General features: G+C 68.1%; 16 protein-coding genes. 7 read left to right on the forward strand and 9 right to left on the reverse strand.

The genetic code is table 11. The annotated features are described in order from the left end of the window. Positions 1–3 precede the first annotated feature (3 nt). Positions 4–2,343: an Orn/Lys/Arg family decarboxylase gene (locus tag EX20_RS28040; protein ID WP_034195436.1), complete on the forward strand. Its 2,340-nt coding sequence runs from the start codon at positions 4–6 to the stop codon at positions 2,341–2,343. Between the two features lie 75 nt (positions 2,344–2,418). Here EX20_RS28040 and EX20_RS28045 read toward each other — a convergent pair whose 3' ends face one another. Beyond that, positions 2,419–3,153, reverse strand: a complete 735-nt coding sequence (locus tag EX20_RS28045) for a hypothetical protein (RefSeq protein ID WP_034195437.1) — start codon at positions 3,151–3,153, stop codon at positions 2,419–2,421. Positions 3,154–3,307: 154 nt separating this feature from the next. Further along, on the reverse strand, positions 3,308–4,282 hold the full coding sequence (gene ftrA / locus EX20_RS28050; protein WP_011882702.1) for a transcriptional regulator FtrA: 975 nt from the start codon (positions 4,280–4,282) through the stop codon (positions 3,308–3,310). A gap of 111 nt (positions 4,283–4,393) precedes the next feature. On the opposite strand from ftrA, the gene EX20_RS28055 reads away from it, so the two are divergent. Beyond that, a complete protein-coding gene (locus EX20_RS28055) occupies positions 4,394–4,813 on the forward strand; it encodes a rhodanese-like domain-containing protein (RefSeq protein ID WP_034195438.1) in 420 nt (139 codons plus the stop codon). 101 nt (positions 4,814–4,914) lie between these two features. After that, positions 4,915–5,241, forward strand: coding sequence for a superinfection immunity protein (locus tag EX20_RS28060; protein WP_011882704.1), 327 nt, complete (start codon positions 4,915–4,917; stop codon positions 5,239–5,241). Positions 5,242–5,250: 9 nt separating this feature from the next. On the opposite strand, the gene EX20_RS28065 is transcribed toward EX20_RS28060, so the two are convergent. From EX20_RS28065 to EX20_RS28085, 5 genes are all read right to left on the reverse strand, one after another. Continuing rightward, positions 5,251–6,438: a cytochrome P450 gene (locus tag EX20_RS28065; protein ID WP_034195439.1), complete on the reverse strand. Its 1,188-nt coding sequence runs from the start codon at positions 6,436–6,438 to the stop codon at positions 5,251–5,253. Between the two features lie 297 nt (positions 6,439–6,735). Next, on the reverse strand, positions 6,736–7,002 hold the full coding sequence (locus tag EX20_RS28070; protein ID WP_034195440.1) for a YodC family protein: 267 nt from the start codon (positions 7,000–7,002) through the stop codon (positions 6,736–6,738). A gap of 336 nt (positions 7,003–7,338) precedes the next feature. Next, positions 7,339–8,199, reverse strand: a complete 861-nt coding sequence (locus tag EX20_RS28075) for an isocitrate lyase/PEP mutase family protein (protein ID WP_011882707.1) — start codon at positions 8,197–8,199, stop codon at positions 7,339–7,341. A 222-nt stretch (positions 8,200–8,421) separates the two neighbouring features. Further along, positions 8,422–9,282, reverse strand: coding sequence for a MurR/RpiR family transcriptional regulator (locus EX20_RS28080; RefSeq protein WP_034195441.1), 861 nt, complete (start codon positions 9,280–9,282; stop codon positions 8,422–8,424). A 55-nt stretch (positions 9,283–9,337) separates the two neighbouring features. After that, a complete protein-coding gene (locus tag EX20_RS28085) occupies positions 9,338–9,691 on the reverse strand; it encodes a YgiW/YdeI family stress tolerance OB fold protein (RefSeq protein ID WP_034195442.1) in 354 nt (117 codons plus the stop codon). A 210-nt stretch (positions 9,692–9,901) separates the two neighbouring features. Here EX20_RS28085 and EX20_RS28090 point away from each other — a divergent pair, with 210 nt between their 5' ends. The 3 genes from EX20_RS28090 to EX20_RS28100 all read left to right on the forward strand — a co-directional run bounded on the left by EX20_RS28090 (position 9,902) and on the right by EX20_RS28100 (position 13,050). Then, the gene (locus EX20_RS28090) at positions 9,902–10,564 is read left to right on the forward strand and encodes a response regulator (protein ID WP_011882710.1); all 663 of its coding nucleotides are present in this window, start codon (positions 9,902–9,904) and stop codon (positions 10,562–10,564) included. Continuing rightward, positions 10,561–11,937: an ATP-binding protein gene (locus tag EX20_RS28095; RefSeq protein WP_034195443.1), complete on the forward strand. Its 1,377-nt coding sequence runs from the start codon at positions 10,561–10,563 to the stop codon at positions 11,935–11,937. Before EX20_RS28090 ends, EX20_RS28095 begins: the two co-directional genes overlap by 4 nt. Positions 11,938–12,849: 912 nt before the next feature. Beyond that, positions 12,850–13,050 (forward strand): DUF805 domain-containing protein, encoded by a 201-nt coding sequence (locus EX20_RS28100; protein WP_011882712.1) that lies wholly within the window; start codon positions 12,850–12,852, stop codon positions 13,048–13,050. Between the two features lie 472 nt (positions 13,051–13,522). On the opposite strand, the gene blaPEN-bcc is transcribed toward EX20_RS28100, so the two are convergent. Next, complete coding sequence (gene blaPEN-bcc / locus EX20_RS28105) at positions 13,523–14,416, reverse strand: PEN family class A beta-lactamase, Bcc-type (RefSeq protein ID WP_034195444.1); 894 nt, start codon at positions 14,414–14,416, stop codon at positions 13,523–13,525. A 116-nt stretch (positions 14,417–14,532) separates the two neighbouring features. Here blaPEN-bcc and penR point away from each other — a divergent pair, with 116 nt between their 5' ends. Continuing rightward, entirely contained in the window at positions 14,533–15,423 is an 891-nt protein-coding gene (gene penR, locus EX20_RS28110; protein ID WP_034195445.1) for a beta-lactamase transcriptional regulator PenR, read from the forward strand. Positions 15,424–15,930: 507 nt separating this feature from the next. On the opposite strand, the gene EX20_RS28115 is transcribed toward penR, so the two are convergent. Continuing rightward, positions 15,931–16,185: a hypothetical protein gene (locus EX20_RS28115; RefSeq protein ID WP_011880668.1), complete on the reverse strand. Its 255-nt coding sequence runs from the start codon at positions 16,183–16,185 to the stop codon at positions 15,931–15,933. Positions 16,186–16,233 lie beyond the last annotated feature (48 nt).

The following is a 16,233-nucleotide window of genomic DNA, read 5'->3' on the forward strand; positions in this document are numbered from 1 at the left end:
CAGATGACCGCTTCCTTGACCCAACCGGCATTGCGCCGCCTCGGGATGAAGGCGCTGCTCGTGCAGCACGACATCGACGAGCGAACCGCGACCGGCCGCGCCGCCACCGCGCTCGCCGAAGAATTGCGCACGCGGCTCGTCGACGTCGTGATCGCGACCTCCGCCGACGACGCGTGCGCGGTGGTCGTCGCCGATCCGGCGATCCAGTGCCTGCTGCTCAACTGGGAGCTCGGCAACGATCCGGCCCACGCGCCCGCGCAGGCCGTGCTCGACGCGATGCGCGCGCGCAACGCGACGGTGCCGGTGTTCCTGCTCGCGAGCCGCGCGAGCGCGGCCGCGATTCCGGTCGACGCGATGCGCAAGGCCGACGACTTCATCTGGATGCTGGAGGACACCACCGCGTTCATCGGCGGGCGGATCGTCGCCGCGATCGAACGCTACCGCGAAACGGTGCTGCCGCCGATGTTCCGCGCGCTCGCGCAGTTCTCGCGCGTGTACGAATACTCGTGGCACACGCCGGGCCATACGGGCGGCACCGCGTTCCTGAAGTCGCCGGTCGGGCGCGCCTACTTCGAATTCTTCGGCGAAGCGCTGTTTCGCTCGGACCTGTCGATCTCGGTCGGCGAACTCGGCTCGCTGCTCGACCACTCCGGCCCGATCGGCGACAGCGAGCGCTATGCGGCGCGCGTGTTCGGCGCGCATCGCACGTATCACGTGACGAACGGCTCGTCGATGTCGAACCGCGTGATCCTGATGGCGAGCGTCACGCGCAATCAGGTCGCGCTGTGCGACCGCAACTGCCACAAATCGGCCGAGCACGCGATGACGATGTCCGGCGCGATTCCGACCTACCTGATCCCGTCGCGCAACCACTACGGCATCATCGGCCCGATCATGCCCGAGCGGCTCACGGCCGCGGCCGTGCGGCTCGCGATCGACGCGAACCCGCTGGTGCGCGGCCGCGACGGCATCAGCCCGACGCCCGTGCACGCGCTGATCACGAACTCGACCTACGACGGGCTGTGCTACAACGTCGCGCGCGTCGAGGAGCTGCTCGGCCAGAGCGTCGACCGCCTGCATTTCGACGAAGCCTGGTACGGCTATGCGCGCTTCAACCCGATCTACCGCGATCGTTATGCGATGCACGGCGATCCGGCGCGGCACGACGCGAGCAAGCCGACGGTGTTCGCGACGCAATCGACGCACAAGCTGCTCGCCGCGCTGTCGCAGGCGTCGTTCATCCATATCCGCGACGGCCGCAATCCGATCGAGCACGCGCGCTTCAACGAGGCGTACATGATGCACGCGTCGACGTCGCCGAACTACGCGATCATCGCGTCGAACGACGTGAGCGCGGCGATGATGGACGGCCCCGGCGGCGAAGCGCTGACGACCGACGCGATCCGCGAGGCCGTGTCGTTTCGCCGGATGCTGGCGCGCCTGCATGCGGAATACGACGAGAACGACGACTGGTTCTTCGACGGCTGGCAGCCGGACACGGTCGTCGACCGCAAGACCGGGCGACGCGTGCCGTTCCACGAAGCGGACGAGACGCTGCTCGCGACCGATCCGTCGTGCTGGGTGCTGCATCCGGGCGACACGTGGCACGGCTTCGGCGCGATCGAGGACGACTACTGCATGCTCGACCCGATCAAGGTGTCGATCGTCACGCCGGGCGTCGCGCCGCACGGCGGGCTGATGCCGGTCGGCATTCCCGCGTCGGTGGTGACGGCCTATCTTGACCGGCAAGGGATCGTCGTCGAGAAGACGACCGACTTCACGATCCTGTTCCTGTTCTCGCTCGGCGTGACGAAGGGCAAGTGGGGCACGCTCGTCAACACGCTGCTCGACTTCAAGCGCGACTACGATGCGAACGCGCCGCTCGAGCAAGCGCTGCCGGAGCTCGTCGCGCGCTATCCGGAGCGTTACGGCAAGCTGGGGCTGCGCGAGCTGTGCGATCTGATGTTCGCCGCGATGAGCGACCTGAAGACGACCGAGATGATGTCGCGCGGCTTCTCGACGCTGCCGCAGCCGGACTACAGCCCGGCCGAGGCGTACGAGCATCTGGTTCACAACGACATCGAGATGCTCGAGCTGTCGGAGATGGCCGGCCGCACCGTCGCGACCGGCGTCGTGCCCTATCCGCCCGGCATTCCGCTGCTGATGCCGGGCGAGAACGCAGGGCCGGCCGACGGTCCGCTGCTCGGTTACCTGAAGGCGCTCGAACAGTTCGACCGGCGCTTCCCGGGCTTCACGCACGATACGCACGGCGTCGAAGTCGACGACGGCGTGTACCGCATCGCGTGCATCAGGCAGGCGGGCCGCGATAGCGCCGCGCGCTGAGCGAAGGCGGTGAGCAGCGACCGGCGTCACGGCCGGTCGCTAACGGCCCCGGCCGGGGCCGGGGGTGCCGGCCCGCTACGCGGGCAACTTGGCGACCCACGCGGCAAGCTGCGCTTCGCCTTCGTCGTCGAGCTTGCCGCTGAGTTCTCCATACCACTGCACGATCGCGTCGGCCGGCTGCGTGGCCTTCAGGATCTCGAGGCTGTTCTCGAGGAACGCGCCGAAGAACGGAATCCCGCGCATGTAGAGGAACGTCGAATCGGTGATGCGCACATGGCCGTACACGTCGCGCAGCCACCCGAGATGCGGCAGCGCCTCGCGCGCATGACCGCTTTGCATCAATGCCGAAATGAAGTTCGTGCGCGCGGCGACGTCGGACTGTTCGTGCGTCTCATGATTGATCTCGGCCGCCTTCTGCATCCACGCCTCGCCGCGCTCCACTTCGTCGCACATCACCGACGTCGTCGCGAGCTGCACCGCGTTGTGCGCACTCGGCTCATGGCCGAACAATTCGAGCCAGTAAGGGAATGCCTCCGCGTAGCGCTGCAGCGCCGAATACGACAGCGCGCACAGACGCGCCGCGTCGGCCAGCCGGTGCGCATGCGGCGCGGCAGCCGCGATCGCCGCTTCGTGCCGGCCGGCCTGATATGCCGCCAGCGCCGCGGCCAGTTCGGGGGCGATGTCGGGGCCGCGCTGTTCGTCCGCGTCGGCGTCCGACGGTTGAGTGCGTTGCGTAGACGATGCGGGCGGCGTGAGCGACGCGGCCTCGTCGCGCGGTTTCTTCCCGAACAGCTTTCCCAGCAGACCCATGTCGTTGTCCTTGTCGTTATGGTGAAGGAATGGCGGCGCCGCATCCACGGCCGCCGCACGGCGACCGCCATCTTACGCGTGCGACGCGGTGGCGGAAACGGGCAACGGGAAAAGGCGACGGCCGCGTGCAGCCGTCCAGGAGCGCCGCGACGCGTCACGCGCGCGGCGGCCGCACGCCGCGATCCATGCCGCGCCGGTAAGCGGCCGGGCTCGTCGCCGCGACGCGCCGGAAATGCCGGCGCAACGATTCCTCCGAGCCGAAGCCCGCACGCGCGGCAACCTGCGCCAGCGACAGGGACGGCTGCGCTTCGAGCATGTCCTTCGCGACGTTCACGCGCTCGCGGATCAGCCACGCAAGCGGCGACATCCCGGTCGCGTCGGCGAACTGCCGCTGCAGCGTGCGCGGGCTCATCGCGGCATGCGCGGCCAGCGACGCGAGCGTGTGCGGCTCGGCCGCATGCGCGCGCATCCAGTCGATCAGCTTCGCGAGCCGGTCGCTGCCGCCAGGCGCGACGGGGCGCGGCACGAACTGCGCCTGCCCGCCGTCGCGATGCGGCGGCAGCACGAGCCGCTGCGCGACGCGGTTCGCGATCGCGCCGCCGTGATCGCGGCGCACCAGATGCAGCAGCATATCGAGGCCGGCCGCCGAACCGGCCGACGTGACGATCTGCCCGGCATCGACGTACAGCGCGTCGGGGTTCACGCGCAGCGCCGGATAGCGCGCCTGCAGGCGCTCCGCGTAACGCCAGTGGGTCGTCACGGTAAGCCCGTCGAGCACGCCGGCCGCCGCCAGCACGAACACGCCCGAACAGATCGAACAGAGCCGCGCGCCGCGGCGATGCGCGGCGCGCAGTTTCTTCAGCAGCGGTTCGGGCGGCCGTTCGTCCGGGTCGCGCCAGCCGGGAATCACGATGGTGTCCGCACGATCGAGCATCGCGAGCCGGTACGGCGCGGCGACCGTGATGCCGCCCGCGGCGCGCACCGGCCCGGGCTCGCTCGCACAGACCGCGAAGCGATACCAGTCGACGCCGAGTTCCGGCCGTTCGAGTGCGAACAATTCGACCACGCAGCCGAATTCAAAAGTGCAGAGCCGATCGTAGGCAAGCGCGACGACGAGATGATTGTGCATGGCGCGATGTTACCGGAACTTGTCGATCGCGCCACTGCCGGAAAACCGGCGCGCACGCGATACTGGCCTCGTTGCGGCGCATTCCGCGCCGCCTGCTCAGGAGCGCATTTCATGTCATATGTCACCGACGTCCCGGCCGCCGACAGCGCAAGCACCGCCACGCATTTCGAAGCGTCGCTGCGGTTCGAAACCGATTGCTGGGACGTGCACGACGCGCTCACGTCCGGCGCAGCCGATTTCGTGCTGCTCGACGTTCGCGGTCCCGAACAATTCGCGGCCGGCCACGTGCCGGGCGCGCGCAACCTGCCGCACCGCAAGATCGTCGCGGGCAAGCTCGGCGACCATCCGGCCGACACGCTGTTCGTCGTCTACTGCGCGGGCCCGCACTGCAACGGCGCCGCGCGCGCGGCGATCCGGCTCGCGCGGCTCGGCCGCCCGGTGAAGCTGATGATCGGCGGGATCGCCGGCTGGCGCGACGAGGGTTTCGCGCTGAGCAACTATGCGCAAATGGAAACCGGTGCCATGCACTGATCGTCGTTAAAAACGCAACAATCAATTGCCGAAGGAAGGCCTGCACACGAACGGAAAAAGCGCGACAATCGGTCTCATTGCAGTCTGGACGGAGTAGCAACATGCCACACGCAGTCCTGATTCAGGTAGCCGGTTCGATCGCAGCGATCGCGCTCTATTTCCTGCCGGCCGTCATCGCCGACCGGCGCGGGCGGCACGACAAGCTGACGATCGCGATGTTCAACGCACTGTTCGGATGGACCGGCATCGGCTGGCTGATGACGCTCTACTGGGCGTGCCAGCCGAACCCGCGGGCCGACGTCGCGCAAACGATCCTCGCGAAGCGCCGCGGCATCAGCATGCGGACCTTCTCGACCGGCCTCGTCGAGCGCGTGCAGCGCCGTATCGCCGCCCAGGAGCAATGGGCCGAAAAGCAGGGCTGCCGCTGAACCGCCTGTTCACGCCTGGCTCGCGATGCCGAAGTTCGGCATCCTGATGTTGGTCGACGCGCGGTAGTCCCACACGAGCCCGCTGGGCAGCTCGCCGCTGCTCGCATGTAACCACGCGTCGAACGCCCCCGTCGTCACCGCCCGCGCGATGCGCTCGCCCGGGCAGCCATGCGGCCCCGTACCGAAGCCGAAAGTCGGCGCAGGCGCGCGGCCGGGCAGCAGGCGATGCGGCTCGCGATGCACGGCCGGATCGCGGTTCGCCGCGGCGAGCACGACGAGGATCGCCGCGCCGGCATCGACGCTCACGCCTTCGATCGTCGTATGCGACGCGACGAAGCGGCGTGTGTTCTGCACCGGCGAATCGAAGCGCCCCACTTCCGCGACGAATGCGTCGAGCGCAGCGGCATCCGGAATCGCCCGCCCGCCGTCCGCGCTCGCGCGCGCCGACTCTTCCCATGCGATCAGCACGTTGCCGAGCCACGCGGCGCTCGCCTCGCATGTCTGCGACAGCAATCCGACCAGATTCGCGACCAGCGCGCCGCCGGCCTGCCAGCCCGCGGCGCGCGCCGCATCCTGAACTGCCGCGACGAGCGACCCGTCCCGGGCGCGCGTGCGTGCGACCCGCTCCGTCATCCGTTCGAGCAAGCGCCGCGCAGCATCGCTTGCACGCGCCAGCGTCGCGTCGTCCGACAGCGGCGACAGCGCGGCGACGAACGCGACGACGAGCGCAGCGATGTCGTCGAGCTGTGCTTCATCGAAGCCGAGCAGATCGGCGACCGCGCAGACGGGCACCGTCAGGCACCATGCGTTCAATGCCTCGGCGTCGAGCGGCGCGCGCAGGCGGCGGCCGGCGAACGACGCGGTCCGCTCGCGCAACGCGTGCGCGTCGATCGATGCGAATGCCGCGCGCAGCGCCTGTTTCGGCACGTCGTGGCGCAACGCGCCGTCGTTCATGCGGATCAGGTCGCCGAACAGCGCGCCGGCGGTGGTGCCGCGCAACGCGGGCGGCACCGGCGCATCGAGCGGCCTGACGCGGCAGGTCGGATGGCCGAGCACCGCCGCCACGCTGGCCGCGCGGCTCGCGACCCACAGGCCGAGCGTCGCGTCGAACGCGAGCGGCGGCCCGTCGACGAGCGTCGCGTAGTAGGGATAGGGATCGCGGTGCGTAACCGCGGCAATCGGATCGGTCGGGTTCATGCGTGCAGTATCGGCGCGCAGGCCGGCAGCATGTTTCGGGTCGACGTGAAATGTCGATGTGCGGGTGTGTGGGGGGCTTGGGGGCGCGCGGGCCGCGGTGGCGCGGTGGCGCGGTGGCGCGGTGGCGCGGTTGGTGCGTGGGTGCGTGGGTGCGTGGGTGCGTGGGTGCGTGGGCGCGTGACCGCAGTGGCCGCGGTGAGCGGGATCGCCGCGACGACCGCAATGACACAATGCCGCTGTGAACCCGCCAGCACAATAGGCGCAGCGGCCGCACCGAACCGGCGCCCCGCTCCTGCGTCAGGCCGCCGAACGAAAGCGAAACGTTTGCATGCGCACGCGCGCGCGGCCGGCCGAAATCGCGCGCGGTTCGGGCGCGACCGTCTCGTGGTGAAACATTTCCTGCCGGAAGTGGCCGCCGTCGTCGAACCACTGGCAGATCAGCCAGTCGGCGTCGTCGAACACGACGGGGCCCGCGTAAATCACGGTCATGCGCGGGCCGCCGGTTTTCAGCGTCACGACATCGCCGACGCGAAAGCGGCTGCGGTGATTTTCTCGGATTGTCATCGCTCTCTCGATTTTTATATATTCATTATTTCCGGCGCCCCGCCGGCCGATCATTCGGATATGCCGCAGATTAACAATCCGAAAAATAACCGGCAACTCCCGAAAACCGAAAAAATACCGGTCTTAAAATCGGGACAATACGTAAATCGGGTACGCCGGGCGCATGATTGGCGCCAATGCCGGCGCGGCTTGCGCGCCGACTCCCGCCAATCGGCCGGAATTCGCAGAGTAAACGATGTAATTGCCGCAGTCACCGAAGATTAAATCGACTGCGGCTTCGTTTGATAACGGTCAACCGGTATCCATCTGGAAAACGTTACCCCGATTTAGCCACGATCATTCTGCGAAACGGACCGGCGAATTGTCCCGCGCGGCGAACCAGCGATCGAGATCGCTGCCCGGCACCGCCTCTTGCGCGAAGGTAAACGTGCCGTCGCGCGCCATTTCCGTCGCCGCCCTCAGAAATGCGCCCAGCGCGGTCCGCGCGAGCGCGCCGCCGACGCTCACGCGCTTCACGCCGAGCGCGGCGAGTTCGTCCATGCTCAGCACGCCGCCCCGCAGCCCCATCACGACATTGACCGGCGCGCCGACGGCGCGGGTGACGGCCGCGATGTCGTCGCGATCGGTCAGGCCCGGCGCATAGATCACGTCGGCGCCCGCATCGCGATAGGCGGTCAACCGCGCGATCGTGTCGGCGAGATCGCGGCGTCCGTGCAGATAGTTCTCGCAACGCGCGGTCAGCATGAACGGAAACGGCAGCTCGCGCGCCGCGGCAACGGCCGCCGCGATGCGCTCGACCGCGAGGTCGTGCGGATAGATCGGCGCGTCGGCGCGTCCGGTCGCATCCTCGATCGAGCCGCCCACCGCGCCGGCCGCGGCCGCCAGCCGGATCGTGTCGGCCACCGTGTCGGGCGCATCGCCGAAGCCGTTCTCGAGATCGGCGCTGACCGGCAGACCGCCTGCGGCGACGATCTCCGCGATGTGCGCGAGCATTTCGTCACGGCCGATCGCGTTGTCCGGCCGGCCGCGCGAATAGGCAAAACCGGCGCTGGTGGTGGCGAGCGCATCGAAGCCGGCCATCGCGAGCAGCCGCGCGGAGCCGGCATCCCACGGGTTCGGGATGATGAACGCGCCGGGGCGCGTATGCAGCGCACGAAACGCTTGCGCGTGGCGCAATTGCAGAACGGAATCGGACATCGTCGTCTCCTCGGAACGGGAGACGCCAGCATACGCGCGCACGGCGCGGGCACGGTTCGGCGTGCGCTGAAATATCGATGCGGGCGAGACCGGCACGGGAGCCGCGCCGTTTGATCGCGACCATGCGCGTGCGAGCGCCGGGCCGTCTGCCGCCGTGTTAGATCCGTGTTGGACCCGTGTCAGGCCGTCGGCGGCGCAAGCGTCCCGCAGCCGCGCGCGCGGCTACACGACGTACGCGCCCTTCGCATGCAACTCGGCTTCGGTGCGCTCGAGCGCCGCGACCGCACCGCTGCCTTCCAGCGCGAGCAGCTGCGCGACCAGCGCTTCGGCCATCGCATGCGCGGCCACCAGCGACGGAAAGAACGACGGGCTGTCGTGCGTGAAGATCAGTTGCGCATCGGCATGCAGCGCGATCGGCGCGACCGCGCTGTCGGTGATCGCGACGATCTTGCTGCCCTGCACTTTCGCGGCCTGCGCCACGCGCGTCGCTTCGGTCGAATACGGCGCGAAGCTGACGATCACGGTCACGCTGTGTTTCGCGATGGTGCGAAGCTCCATCTCGAGCGAACCGGCGACGCCGTTGAGCAGCGACACGGTCGGCCGGAACAGCCGGTAGCCGTACACGAAGCCGAACGCCACCGGATAGCACGACCGGAAGCCCGCGACGTGCACGTGCGCTGCCTTGCGGATCAGCTTCGCGGCGTCGGCGAGCGCGTGCTCGTTCTGTGCGGCGGTCGCCGACAGATTGTGCTGCTGGGCCGCGAGCAGGTCGTGCGCGAGCGACGCCTTCGCGTCGGGCCGCACGAGCGAGCGCGCGCGCTGCGTGAGCGGCTCGGGGCGCGTGCGCACGCGCGCGACGCACAGATCGCGCAGCTCGTTCCAGCCGGGAAAACCGAATTGCTGCGCGAGGCGCACGAGCGACGCCGGCTGAACCTGCGCGTGCTGCGCGACCTTGCGCATCGACGACGTGGCGACCTCGTCGGGATGATCGAGCAGAAATGCAGCACCCGCCTGGAATTGCGGGCTCAGTTCGGAAAATTGCGCCCGAATCCGGGACGCGAGTTCATCGAAATTGGCAGCCATCTTGGTGAGAGCGGGAACCGGTCGCCCATGGTATCACCGGCCCCGCGCGCACCGTTCAGCGCAGCACGTCCACGCGATCGACGTCGACCTTCACGCTGCCGGACCACTTGCGCTCGAACTCGCCGGTCAGCTTCACGTCGCTCTGCTCGCTGACGGGCTGCCCCGCCGCCCACAGCTTCCGGTCGATTTCGACGCGGATCGTGCCGGTCCCATCGGCGAACTCGTAGTCGTCGCCGCCGACGTGCCGGACGATCCGTCCGTGCAACTGCACCGGCTGGTCGTCCTTGCCGGTGGCGAGCAGGTCCTTCACGGTCGTGGCGGCGGCCGCCGACGGCCCCGTGTATTGCGCGTGCGCGCCCGCCGACAGCGTGGCGAGCGCGACGGCCAGGATGCTGAACCGTTTCTTCATGATGTCGTTTCCTCTTCTTCGATGGTGCGCCGCGCCCGGATCGAGCGCGACGGCCAGAGCTTACGAAGCGTAAGATTAAGCGCACCTGAAGGCGCGAACCGCGCGACGCGGTCGTGGCGCCGGGCGCCGGCACTTAAGCACGACCTAAGATACGGGCGCTTATCATGGACACCCCGGGCGCGTCGCGCCCTGCTGAAGAGATACCAATCCATGCGCGTACTGCTCGTCGAGGACGATCCGCTGATCGGCAGCGGGCTTGAACAGGGCCTCAGACAGGAAGGCTTCGCGGTCGACTGGGTGAAGGACGGCGACGCCGCGTCGCTCGCGCTGCGCTCGACCGGCTACGGGCTGCTGCTGCTCGACCTCGGGCTGCCGAACCGCGACGGTCTGTCGGTGCTCGCGGCGCTGCGCCGCCGCGACGAAACGCTGCCCGCGATCATCATCACCGCGCGCGACGGCGTGCCGGACCGCATCGCCGGCCTCGACAGCGGCGCCGACGACTACCTCGTCAAGCCGTTCGTGCTCGAGGAGCTGCTCGCGCGCATTCGCGCGGTCACGCGGCGTCACGCCGGGCGCGCGCAGACGACGCTCGCGATCGGCCCGCTGCGGCTCGATCCGATCAAGCATCTGGTGTGGCTCAACGACGACGAAGTCACGCTGTCGCCGAAGGAGTTCGTGCTGCTGCACGAACTGATGCGCGACCCCGGCGCGGTGATTTCGCGCGAACAATTCGAGGAACGGCTGTACAGCTGGGGCGAAGAGATCGAGAGCAACGCGGTGCAGGTTCACATCCACAACCTGCGCAAGAAGCTCGGTCACGACATGATCCGCACGGTGCGCGGCGTCGGCTACCGGATCGGTGACGGCGCATGAGCGGCCTGCAACAGGCGATCGCGCGCTGGCGCAGCGCGTCGCTGCGGCGGCGCCTGCTGATGTGGCTGCTGCCCGCCGCCTGCGCGATCGGGCTGGTCGCGAGCGCGGGCACCTACTGGGGCGCGCTGCGCGAACTCGACGACCTGCTCGACGATCAGATGCGCAGCATGTCGAAGCAGATCGTGGTCGGCCCGAACGGCGAGCTGTCGTTCCGCGATCGCGGCAGCGACAAGCACGGCTTCAAGCGCGACGATCCCGACGCCGTACTGCTGCAGGTATGGCGCGACGGCACGCTCGTCTATTCGACCGATCGCGAATCGGCGCTGCCGCCGCCGACGCGGTCGGGCATCGCGAGCGTCGACGTCGACGGCCAGCCGTGGCGCACCTACGTGACCGAACGCGCCGGCACCACGATCCGGCTCGCACAGGCGCGCCACGCGCGCTGGGAAGCGATCGCGGGCATCGCCGTGCATCTGCTGTGGCCGGTGTTCTCGATGCTGCCGGTGCTCGCGATCGGGCTGTGGTTCGGCATCGGCGCGGGGCTGCGACCGCTGCGCACGATCGCGTCCGGGCTGAAGCGCAGGAATGCCAACAACCTCGAACCGGTCGACGTCGCGTCGATGCCGAACGAGGTTCGCCCGCTCGCCGAAGCGATCAACGACCTGCTCGCGCGGCTCGAGCGCGCCTTCACACTGCAGCGGCACTTCATCGCCGACGCCGCGCACGAGCTGCGCACGCCGATCATGGGATTGTCGATACAGTCGGAATTGTTGCGGCGCGCGTCGACGGCCGACGAACGCGAGCAGATCCTCGCGCAGATCCATGCGGGCACGACGCGTCTCGGCCATCTCGCCGAGCAGTTGCTGACGCTCGCGCGCCTCGAGCCCGATGCGCCGGCGGCCGCAGCGGCCGCCGCGCGCGTCGATCTCGCGGCACTGTGCCGCTCGGTCGTCGCGGAGCGCGCGCGGGTCGCCGATGCGCATCGCATCGACCTCGGCGCGATCGTGTCGTCGCCGGTGATGGCCGCCGGCAATCCCGACACGCTGCGCGTGCTGCTGAACAACCTGGTCGACAACGCGATCCGCTATGCGGGCGAAGGTGCGCGCGTCGACGTGTCGGCACGCGTCGAAGGCGCGACGCCCGTGCTCGAAGTCGCCGACAACGGCCCCGGCATCCCCGAGGCGGAGCGCAACGACGTGTGGGAACGCTTCTATCGCGGCGCGGGCGCGCAGGCCGTCACGTCGTCCGGCAGCGGGCTGGGGCTGTCGATCGTCAAGCGGATCGCCGAACAGCATCGCGCGACCGTCGCGCTCGGCACGACCGAGGGCGGACGCGGGCTGACCGTGACGGTGCGCTTCCCGGCCGCGGCATGACGAGGCCAGACGAGTCCTGACGCGGGCCGGTCGCGCGGCTTGTCCACAGATTGTGTTGGCAAGCTTGTGGACAACCGGCCGCCAACGACAGCAAGCCATTGATCCGAAAAGATTTGATCGGTGTGCGCAGCAAACGCACCGTCGCGCATGGCTATCGCATGTGATACGCAGCAACGCGACGTCGCCGCGGACACCGCTGGTAGCCTCGACATCGCGAACCGTGCGGCTCGGCGATACCGAATTCATTGAAGCGGCAGTTCATGCCGACCCAGCTTCGTCGCGCACTCGCCAGCAGTCCGACGTATTTCAACGATGCGATCGAATGGTCGACCGTGACGTTTCGATCAGCCGCCATCGCGAAACAACAGCTGCCGTCGTTCCGGAAAGTCGCGCCGACGGGCATTCGCACGCCGTGAACCGCCGCGCAGCGGGACACCGCGCCACACGATCGCCACCCGCACTTCTCCACAGAAAATGTTGGCAAGCTTGTGGATATCCTGCGCACCGCGACGTTAAGCCCTTGATCCGACGGACTTTGGCACGTGTGATGCGGATGCTGCGTCAGCCGGGCCGCGTTATGCACGGCTTCGCCGCAGTTCGCATCACGATGCCACGAGGCCAGACCCGCGCTGCACGACGTGCGCATCGCGGCACTTACCCACAGATTGTGTTGGCAAGCTTGTGGATATCCTGCGCAAGCGTTCGCTAAGCCATTGATCGGCCGGCGATTCGCGAGCCATGTCAACGTTTCGGCACGGCCGTCGCGCCACACCGGCGATCCCCGTGCGTCCCTTGACGGCCGCGCACGCGACGCGTCACGATCACACGACGCCGCGCGCACGTCACGCGTCGGCGCCACGGGCCGGCCGCTCCGCCCGCATTCGACAACGACACATCACTCCGAGGAAGGCCATGGAACATTTCAACGCAGGGCAAATGCTGGTCGCGCTCGTGCTCGTCGCAATCGTCGTCTATCCGTACGTGCGCATCGTGCGGCGCACGGGCCACTCGGGCTGGTGGATCCTGACGATGTTCGTGCCGGTGCTGAACTTCATCATGTTGTGGGTCTTCGCGTTCGCGCGCTGGCCCGCCACCGACGATCGGCAACGCTAGGGCCTGCTCACGCTGATAACGGGCTTGCGAACCGGCCTACGCATCGGATGAGCCGGCGCGCCCGCTTGTCCACAGATTATGTTGGCAAGCATGTGGACAGCATGCGCATACCGGCACCAAGCGCTTGATCCGAAAGACTTTCTGCGCGGTGCTCCAAATGCGGCACGCGGCGCGCAACGCCGCCTCCCGCTTGTCCACAGATTGTGTTGGCAAGCATGTGGATAGCCTGCGCACACCGCAACCAAGCGCTTGATCCGAAAGACTTTGTTCCCATCGCTTCGAATCGGGCAGCGCCCGCCGCCGCTGCGGCCGCGTTGCGGCAAGCGCGGCGGCCAGCCGGCTTTTCCACATATTTTGTTGGCAAGGATGTGGATATCCTGAGCATGCGCGACGTAAGTCGTTGATCGCACAACGTTTGGCTGCCGCGGTCACGACTGCGGCAGCGCCTGCCTCGATCGCCGCCCCCCGCCCGTCACGCGAATGTCGCGACCGCGATCCGCGCCGCCGCGGCGATCACGTTCTCCTTCGCCTTCGCATCGGCGCGTGCCTGCGTGTAGTACACGGCCAGCACGATCGGCGCGCGCGACGGCAGCCACACGACACCCGCGTCGTTCGTCGTTCCGTAGTCGCCGGTGCCGGTCTTGTCGGCGACCTGCGAACCGGCCGGCACGCCCGCGCGAATCCGCTTGTCGCCGACCTTGTTGCCGCGCATCCATGCCACCAGTTGCGCACGCTGCGCGGGCGGCAACGCGTCGCCGAGCGTGAGCGCGCGGATGCTCGCGGCCATCGCCGCGGGCGTCGTCGTGTCGCGCAGGTCGCCCGGCAGCGCCGTATTCAGCGCGGTTTCCCAGCGGTCGAGACGGAACGTGTCGTCGCCGATCGAGCGTGCATACGCGGTCACGGCCGCCGGCCCGCCGATCAGCTTCATCGCCAGGTTCGCGGCCGTGTTGTCGCTGTACTGGATCGCCGCCTCGCACAGCTGCGCCACCGTCATCCCGGTGTCGACATGCCGGCCCGACACGGGCGAGGAGTTGACGAGATCGGCCTGCGCATACGTCACGCGCTGCTGCAGCAAACCGGGATGCTCGACGCTCCGCGCGAGCACCGCCGCGCCGAGCATCGCCTTGAACGTACTGCAGAACGGAAAGCGCTCGTCAGCGCGATGCTGCGCGCGCCGGCCGCTCGCGGTATCGATCGCGCATACGCCGAGGCGGCCGCCCGCCGCCCGCTCGAGCGCGGCGAACGTCGCGGCGGACGCGATGTCGGGTGCGGCGGCCGACGGCGCCGCGCACGCGCCGACGGTCACGACGAGCGGCGCCGATGCCGCGGCCAGCAACAAGGTTCGACGTTGCGATGAGTAGGTCATGTCATGTCTCTCGTGGTGGAATGGATGCAGAACGGCCGGCCGGCGAGACAGCACTATCGTGACTTTACGTTTGTCCGACAAGCAATGATAATTGGGCGCTGACAAAAGAATTTCTTATGACAAAGCTCCGTCCTCGTCTCCCATTGAACGCGTTGCGCGCCTTCGAATCGTCCGCGCGCCACCTGAATTTCACGCGCGCCGGCCTCGAGCTGAGCGTCACGCAGGCAGCCGTGAGCCAGCAAGTACGTTCGCTGGAGGAGCGGCTCGGCTGTGCGCTGTTCACCCGCCTGCCGCGCGGCCTGGGCCTCACCGACGAAGGGCGCGCGCTGCTGCCGGTGCTCAGCGACGCGTTCAGCCGGATCGAAACCGTGCTCAATCAGTTCGACGGCGGGCGCTTCCACGAGGTGCTGACGCTCGGTGCCGTCGGCACCTTTGCCATAGGCTGGCTAATGCCACGCCTGAAGCGGTTCGGCGAGACGCACCCGTTCGTCGAGCTGCGACTGCGCACCAACAACAACGTCGTCGATCTCGCCGGCGAAGGCCTCGATTTCGCGATCCGCTTCGGCGAAGGCAACTGGCCCGCGACGCGCAACGAGCGGCTGCTCGACGCGCCGCTCAGCGCGCTGTGCGCGCCGGACATCGCGCGGCGTCTGTCGCGGCCGGCCGATCTCGCGAACGAAACGCTGCTGCGCTCGTACCGCACCGACGAATGGCTGGGCTGGTTCGACGCCGCGCAGGTCGAGCCGTGGACGGTCAACGGGCCGGTATTCGATTCATCGCGACTGATGGTCGAGGCCGCGATGCAGGGCGCGGGCATCGCGCTCGCGCCGGCTTGCATGTTCGCGCGCGAGTTGCAGCTCGGCATGCTGGCGCGGCCACTCGACATCGACGTGCGCGGCGGCGCCTATTGGCTCACGTCGCTGAAGTCGAAGCCGCTGACGCCCGCGATGCAGTTGTTTCGCGACTGGATCGTCGCGGAAGCGGCCGACGCCCCGCCGCACGAATGAGGCACGCGTGTTTGTCCACAGAAAATGTTGGCAAGGATGTGGATATCCTGGGTACCCGGCGCGTAACCCGTTGATCGGGCACGAATTCCAGGTGCCACGTGCGCATCGCGCATTGGCCGCCACAGGATCGAGGCGAACGCGGCCGATTCCGAACTATGAGGAATCTATCGCGTGACACTTATCCACAGATTTTGTTGGCAAACCTGTGGATATTCCGCCAAAGTGCCGCGCAAGCCACTGATGCAAAAGGGAATTTGGTAGATCGCGCGCCGCAGGTCAACGATGCGACATCGATTGGCACCTGTGCGTCACCTGTGCGGTGCCCGTTTCACGACCGTCCGACAAGTGTCCGATCGTGAGCCGGTTCTCCACAGATTTTGTTGGCAAGCGTGTGGATATCCTGCGCACCGCGCCGCTAACTCATTGAGCGCACGGGAATTTGTATGCACGGCGCTGGATCGGGCAGCGCCGGCGCGGGCAGCAACGCACGCGCCGGCACCGTCCGCGTCAATGCCGGTCGAGACCGCTGCGCAGCTCGCTCGCCTTGTCGCGCAGCGCCTCGTAGCCCGAGCGCGCATGTTCGGGCAGATCGGGGTCGCCGATCAGCGCACCGAGCGTCTCGATCAGGCTGAACAGAATGCCTTTCGCCGCGCCCGCCGCAATGCTCTGCGATTCGATCGACTTGTGCAGATGGTCGACTGCTGCTTCGAGATTTTCTAGCTTGTGCTCGTCCCGATCGTCGGGCCGGTTGTCCGTGGTCATCTTGGATGCCTCCGCCATAGTTAAAGGGTCATGTCGGGATTCTATGCC

Source organism: Burkholderia sp. WP42 (assembly GCF_000745665.1).
Taxonomy (GTDB): Bacteria; Pseudomonadota; Gammaproteobacteria; order Burkholderiales; family Burkholderiaceae; genus Burkholderia; species Burkholderia vietnamiensis.

What these genes read in the sequence shown, in the direction of transcription:
- EX20_RS28090 (WP_011882710.1), top strand. Translation starts at nt 9,902, where the DNA reads ATGCGCGTACTGCTCGTCGAGGACGATCCGCTGATCGGCAGCGGGCTT.
- EX20_RS28115 (WP_011880668.1), bottom strand. Translation starts at nt 16,185, where the DNA reads ATGACCACGGACAACCGGCCCGACGATCGGGACGAGCACAAGCTAGAA.
- EX20_RS28080 (WP_034195441.1), bottom strand. Translation starts at nt 9,282, where the DNA reads ATGGCTGCCAATTTCGATGAACTCGCGTCCCGGATTCGGGCGCAATTT.
- EX20_RS28075 (WP_011882707.1), bottom strand. Translation starts at nt 8,199, where the DNA reads ATGTCCGATTCCGTTCTGCAATTGCGCCACGCGCAAGCGTTTCGTGCG.
- EX20_RS28060 (WP_011882704.1), top strand. Translation starts at nt 4,915, where the DNA reads ATGCCACACGCAGTCCTGATTCAGGTAGCCGGTTCGATCGCAGCGATC.
- EX20_RS28055 (WP_034195438.1), top strand. Translation starts at nt 4,394, where the DNA reads ATGTCATATGTCACCGACGTCCCGGCCGCCGACAGCGCAAGCACCGCC.
- penR (WP_034195445.1), top strand. Translation starts at nt 14,533, where the DNA reads ATGACAAAGCTCCGTCCTCGTCTCCCATTGAACGCGTTGCGCGCCTTC.
- EX20_RS28100 (WP_011882712.1), top strand. Translation starts at nt 12,850, where the DNA reads ATGGAACATTTCAACGCAGGGCAAATGCTGGTCGCGCTCGTGCTCGTC.
- EX20_RS28065 (WP_034195439.1), bottom strand. Translation starts at nt 6,438, where the DNA reads ATGAACCCGACCGATCCGATTGCCGCGGTTACGCACCGCGATCCCTAT.
- ftrA (WP_011882702.1), bottom strand. Translation starts at nt 4,282, where the DNA reads ATGCACAATCATCTCGTCGTCGCGCTTGCCTACGATCGGCTCTGCACT.
- EX20_RS28085 (WP_034195442.1), bottom strand. Translation starts at nt 9,691, where the DNA reads ATGAAGAAACGGTTCAGCATCCTGGCCGTCGCGCTCGCCACGCTGTCG.
- EX20_RS28070 (WP_034195440.1), bottom strand. Translation starts at nt 7,002, where the DNA reads ATGACAATCCGAGAAAATCACCGCAGCCGCTTTCGCGTCGGCGATGTC.
- blaPEN-bcc (WP_034195444.1), bottom strand. Translation starts at nt 14,416, where the DNA reads ATGACCTACTCATCGCAACGTCGAACCTTGTTGCTGGCCGCGGCATCG.
- EX20_RS28045 (WP_034195437.1), bottom strand. Translation starts at nt 3,153, where the DNA reads ATGGGTCTGCTGGGAAAGCTGTTCGGGAAGAAACCGCGCGACGAGGCC.
- EX20_RS28040 (WP_034195436.1), top strand. Translation starts at nt 4, where the DNA reads ATGACCGCTTCCTTGACCCAACCGGCATTGCGCCGCCTCGGGATGAAG.
- EX20_RS28095 (WP_034195443.1), top strand. Translation starts at nt 10,561, where the DNA reads ATGAGCGGCCTGCAACAGGCGATCGCGCGCTGGCGCAGCGCGTCGCTG.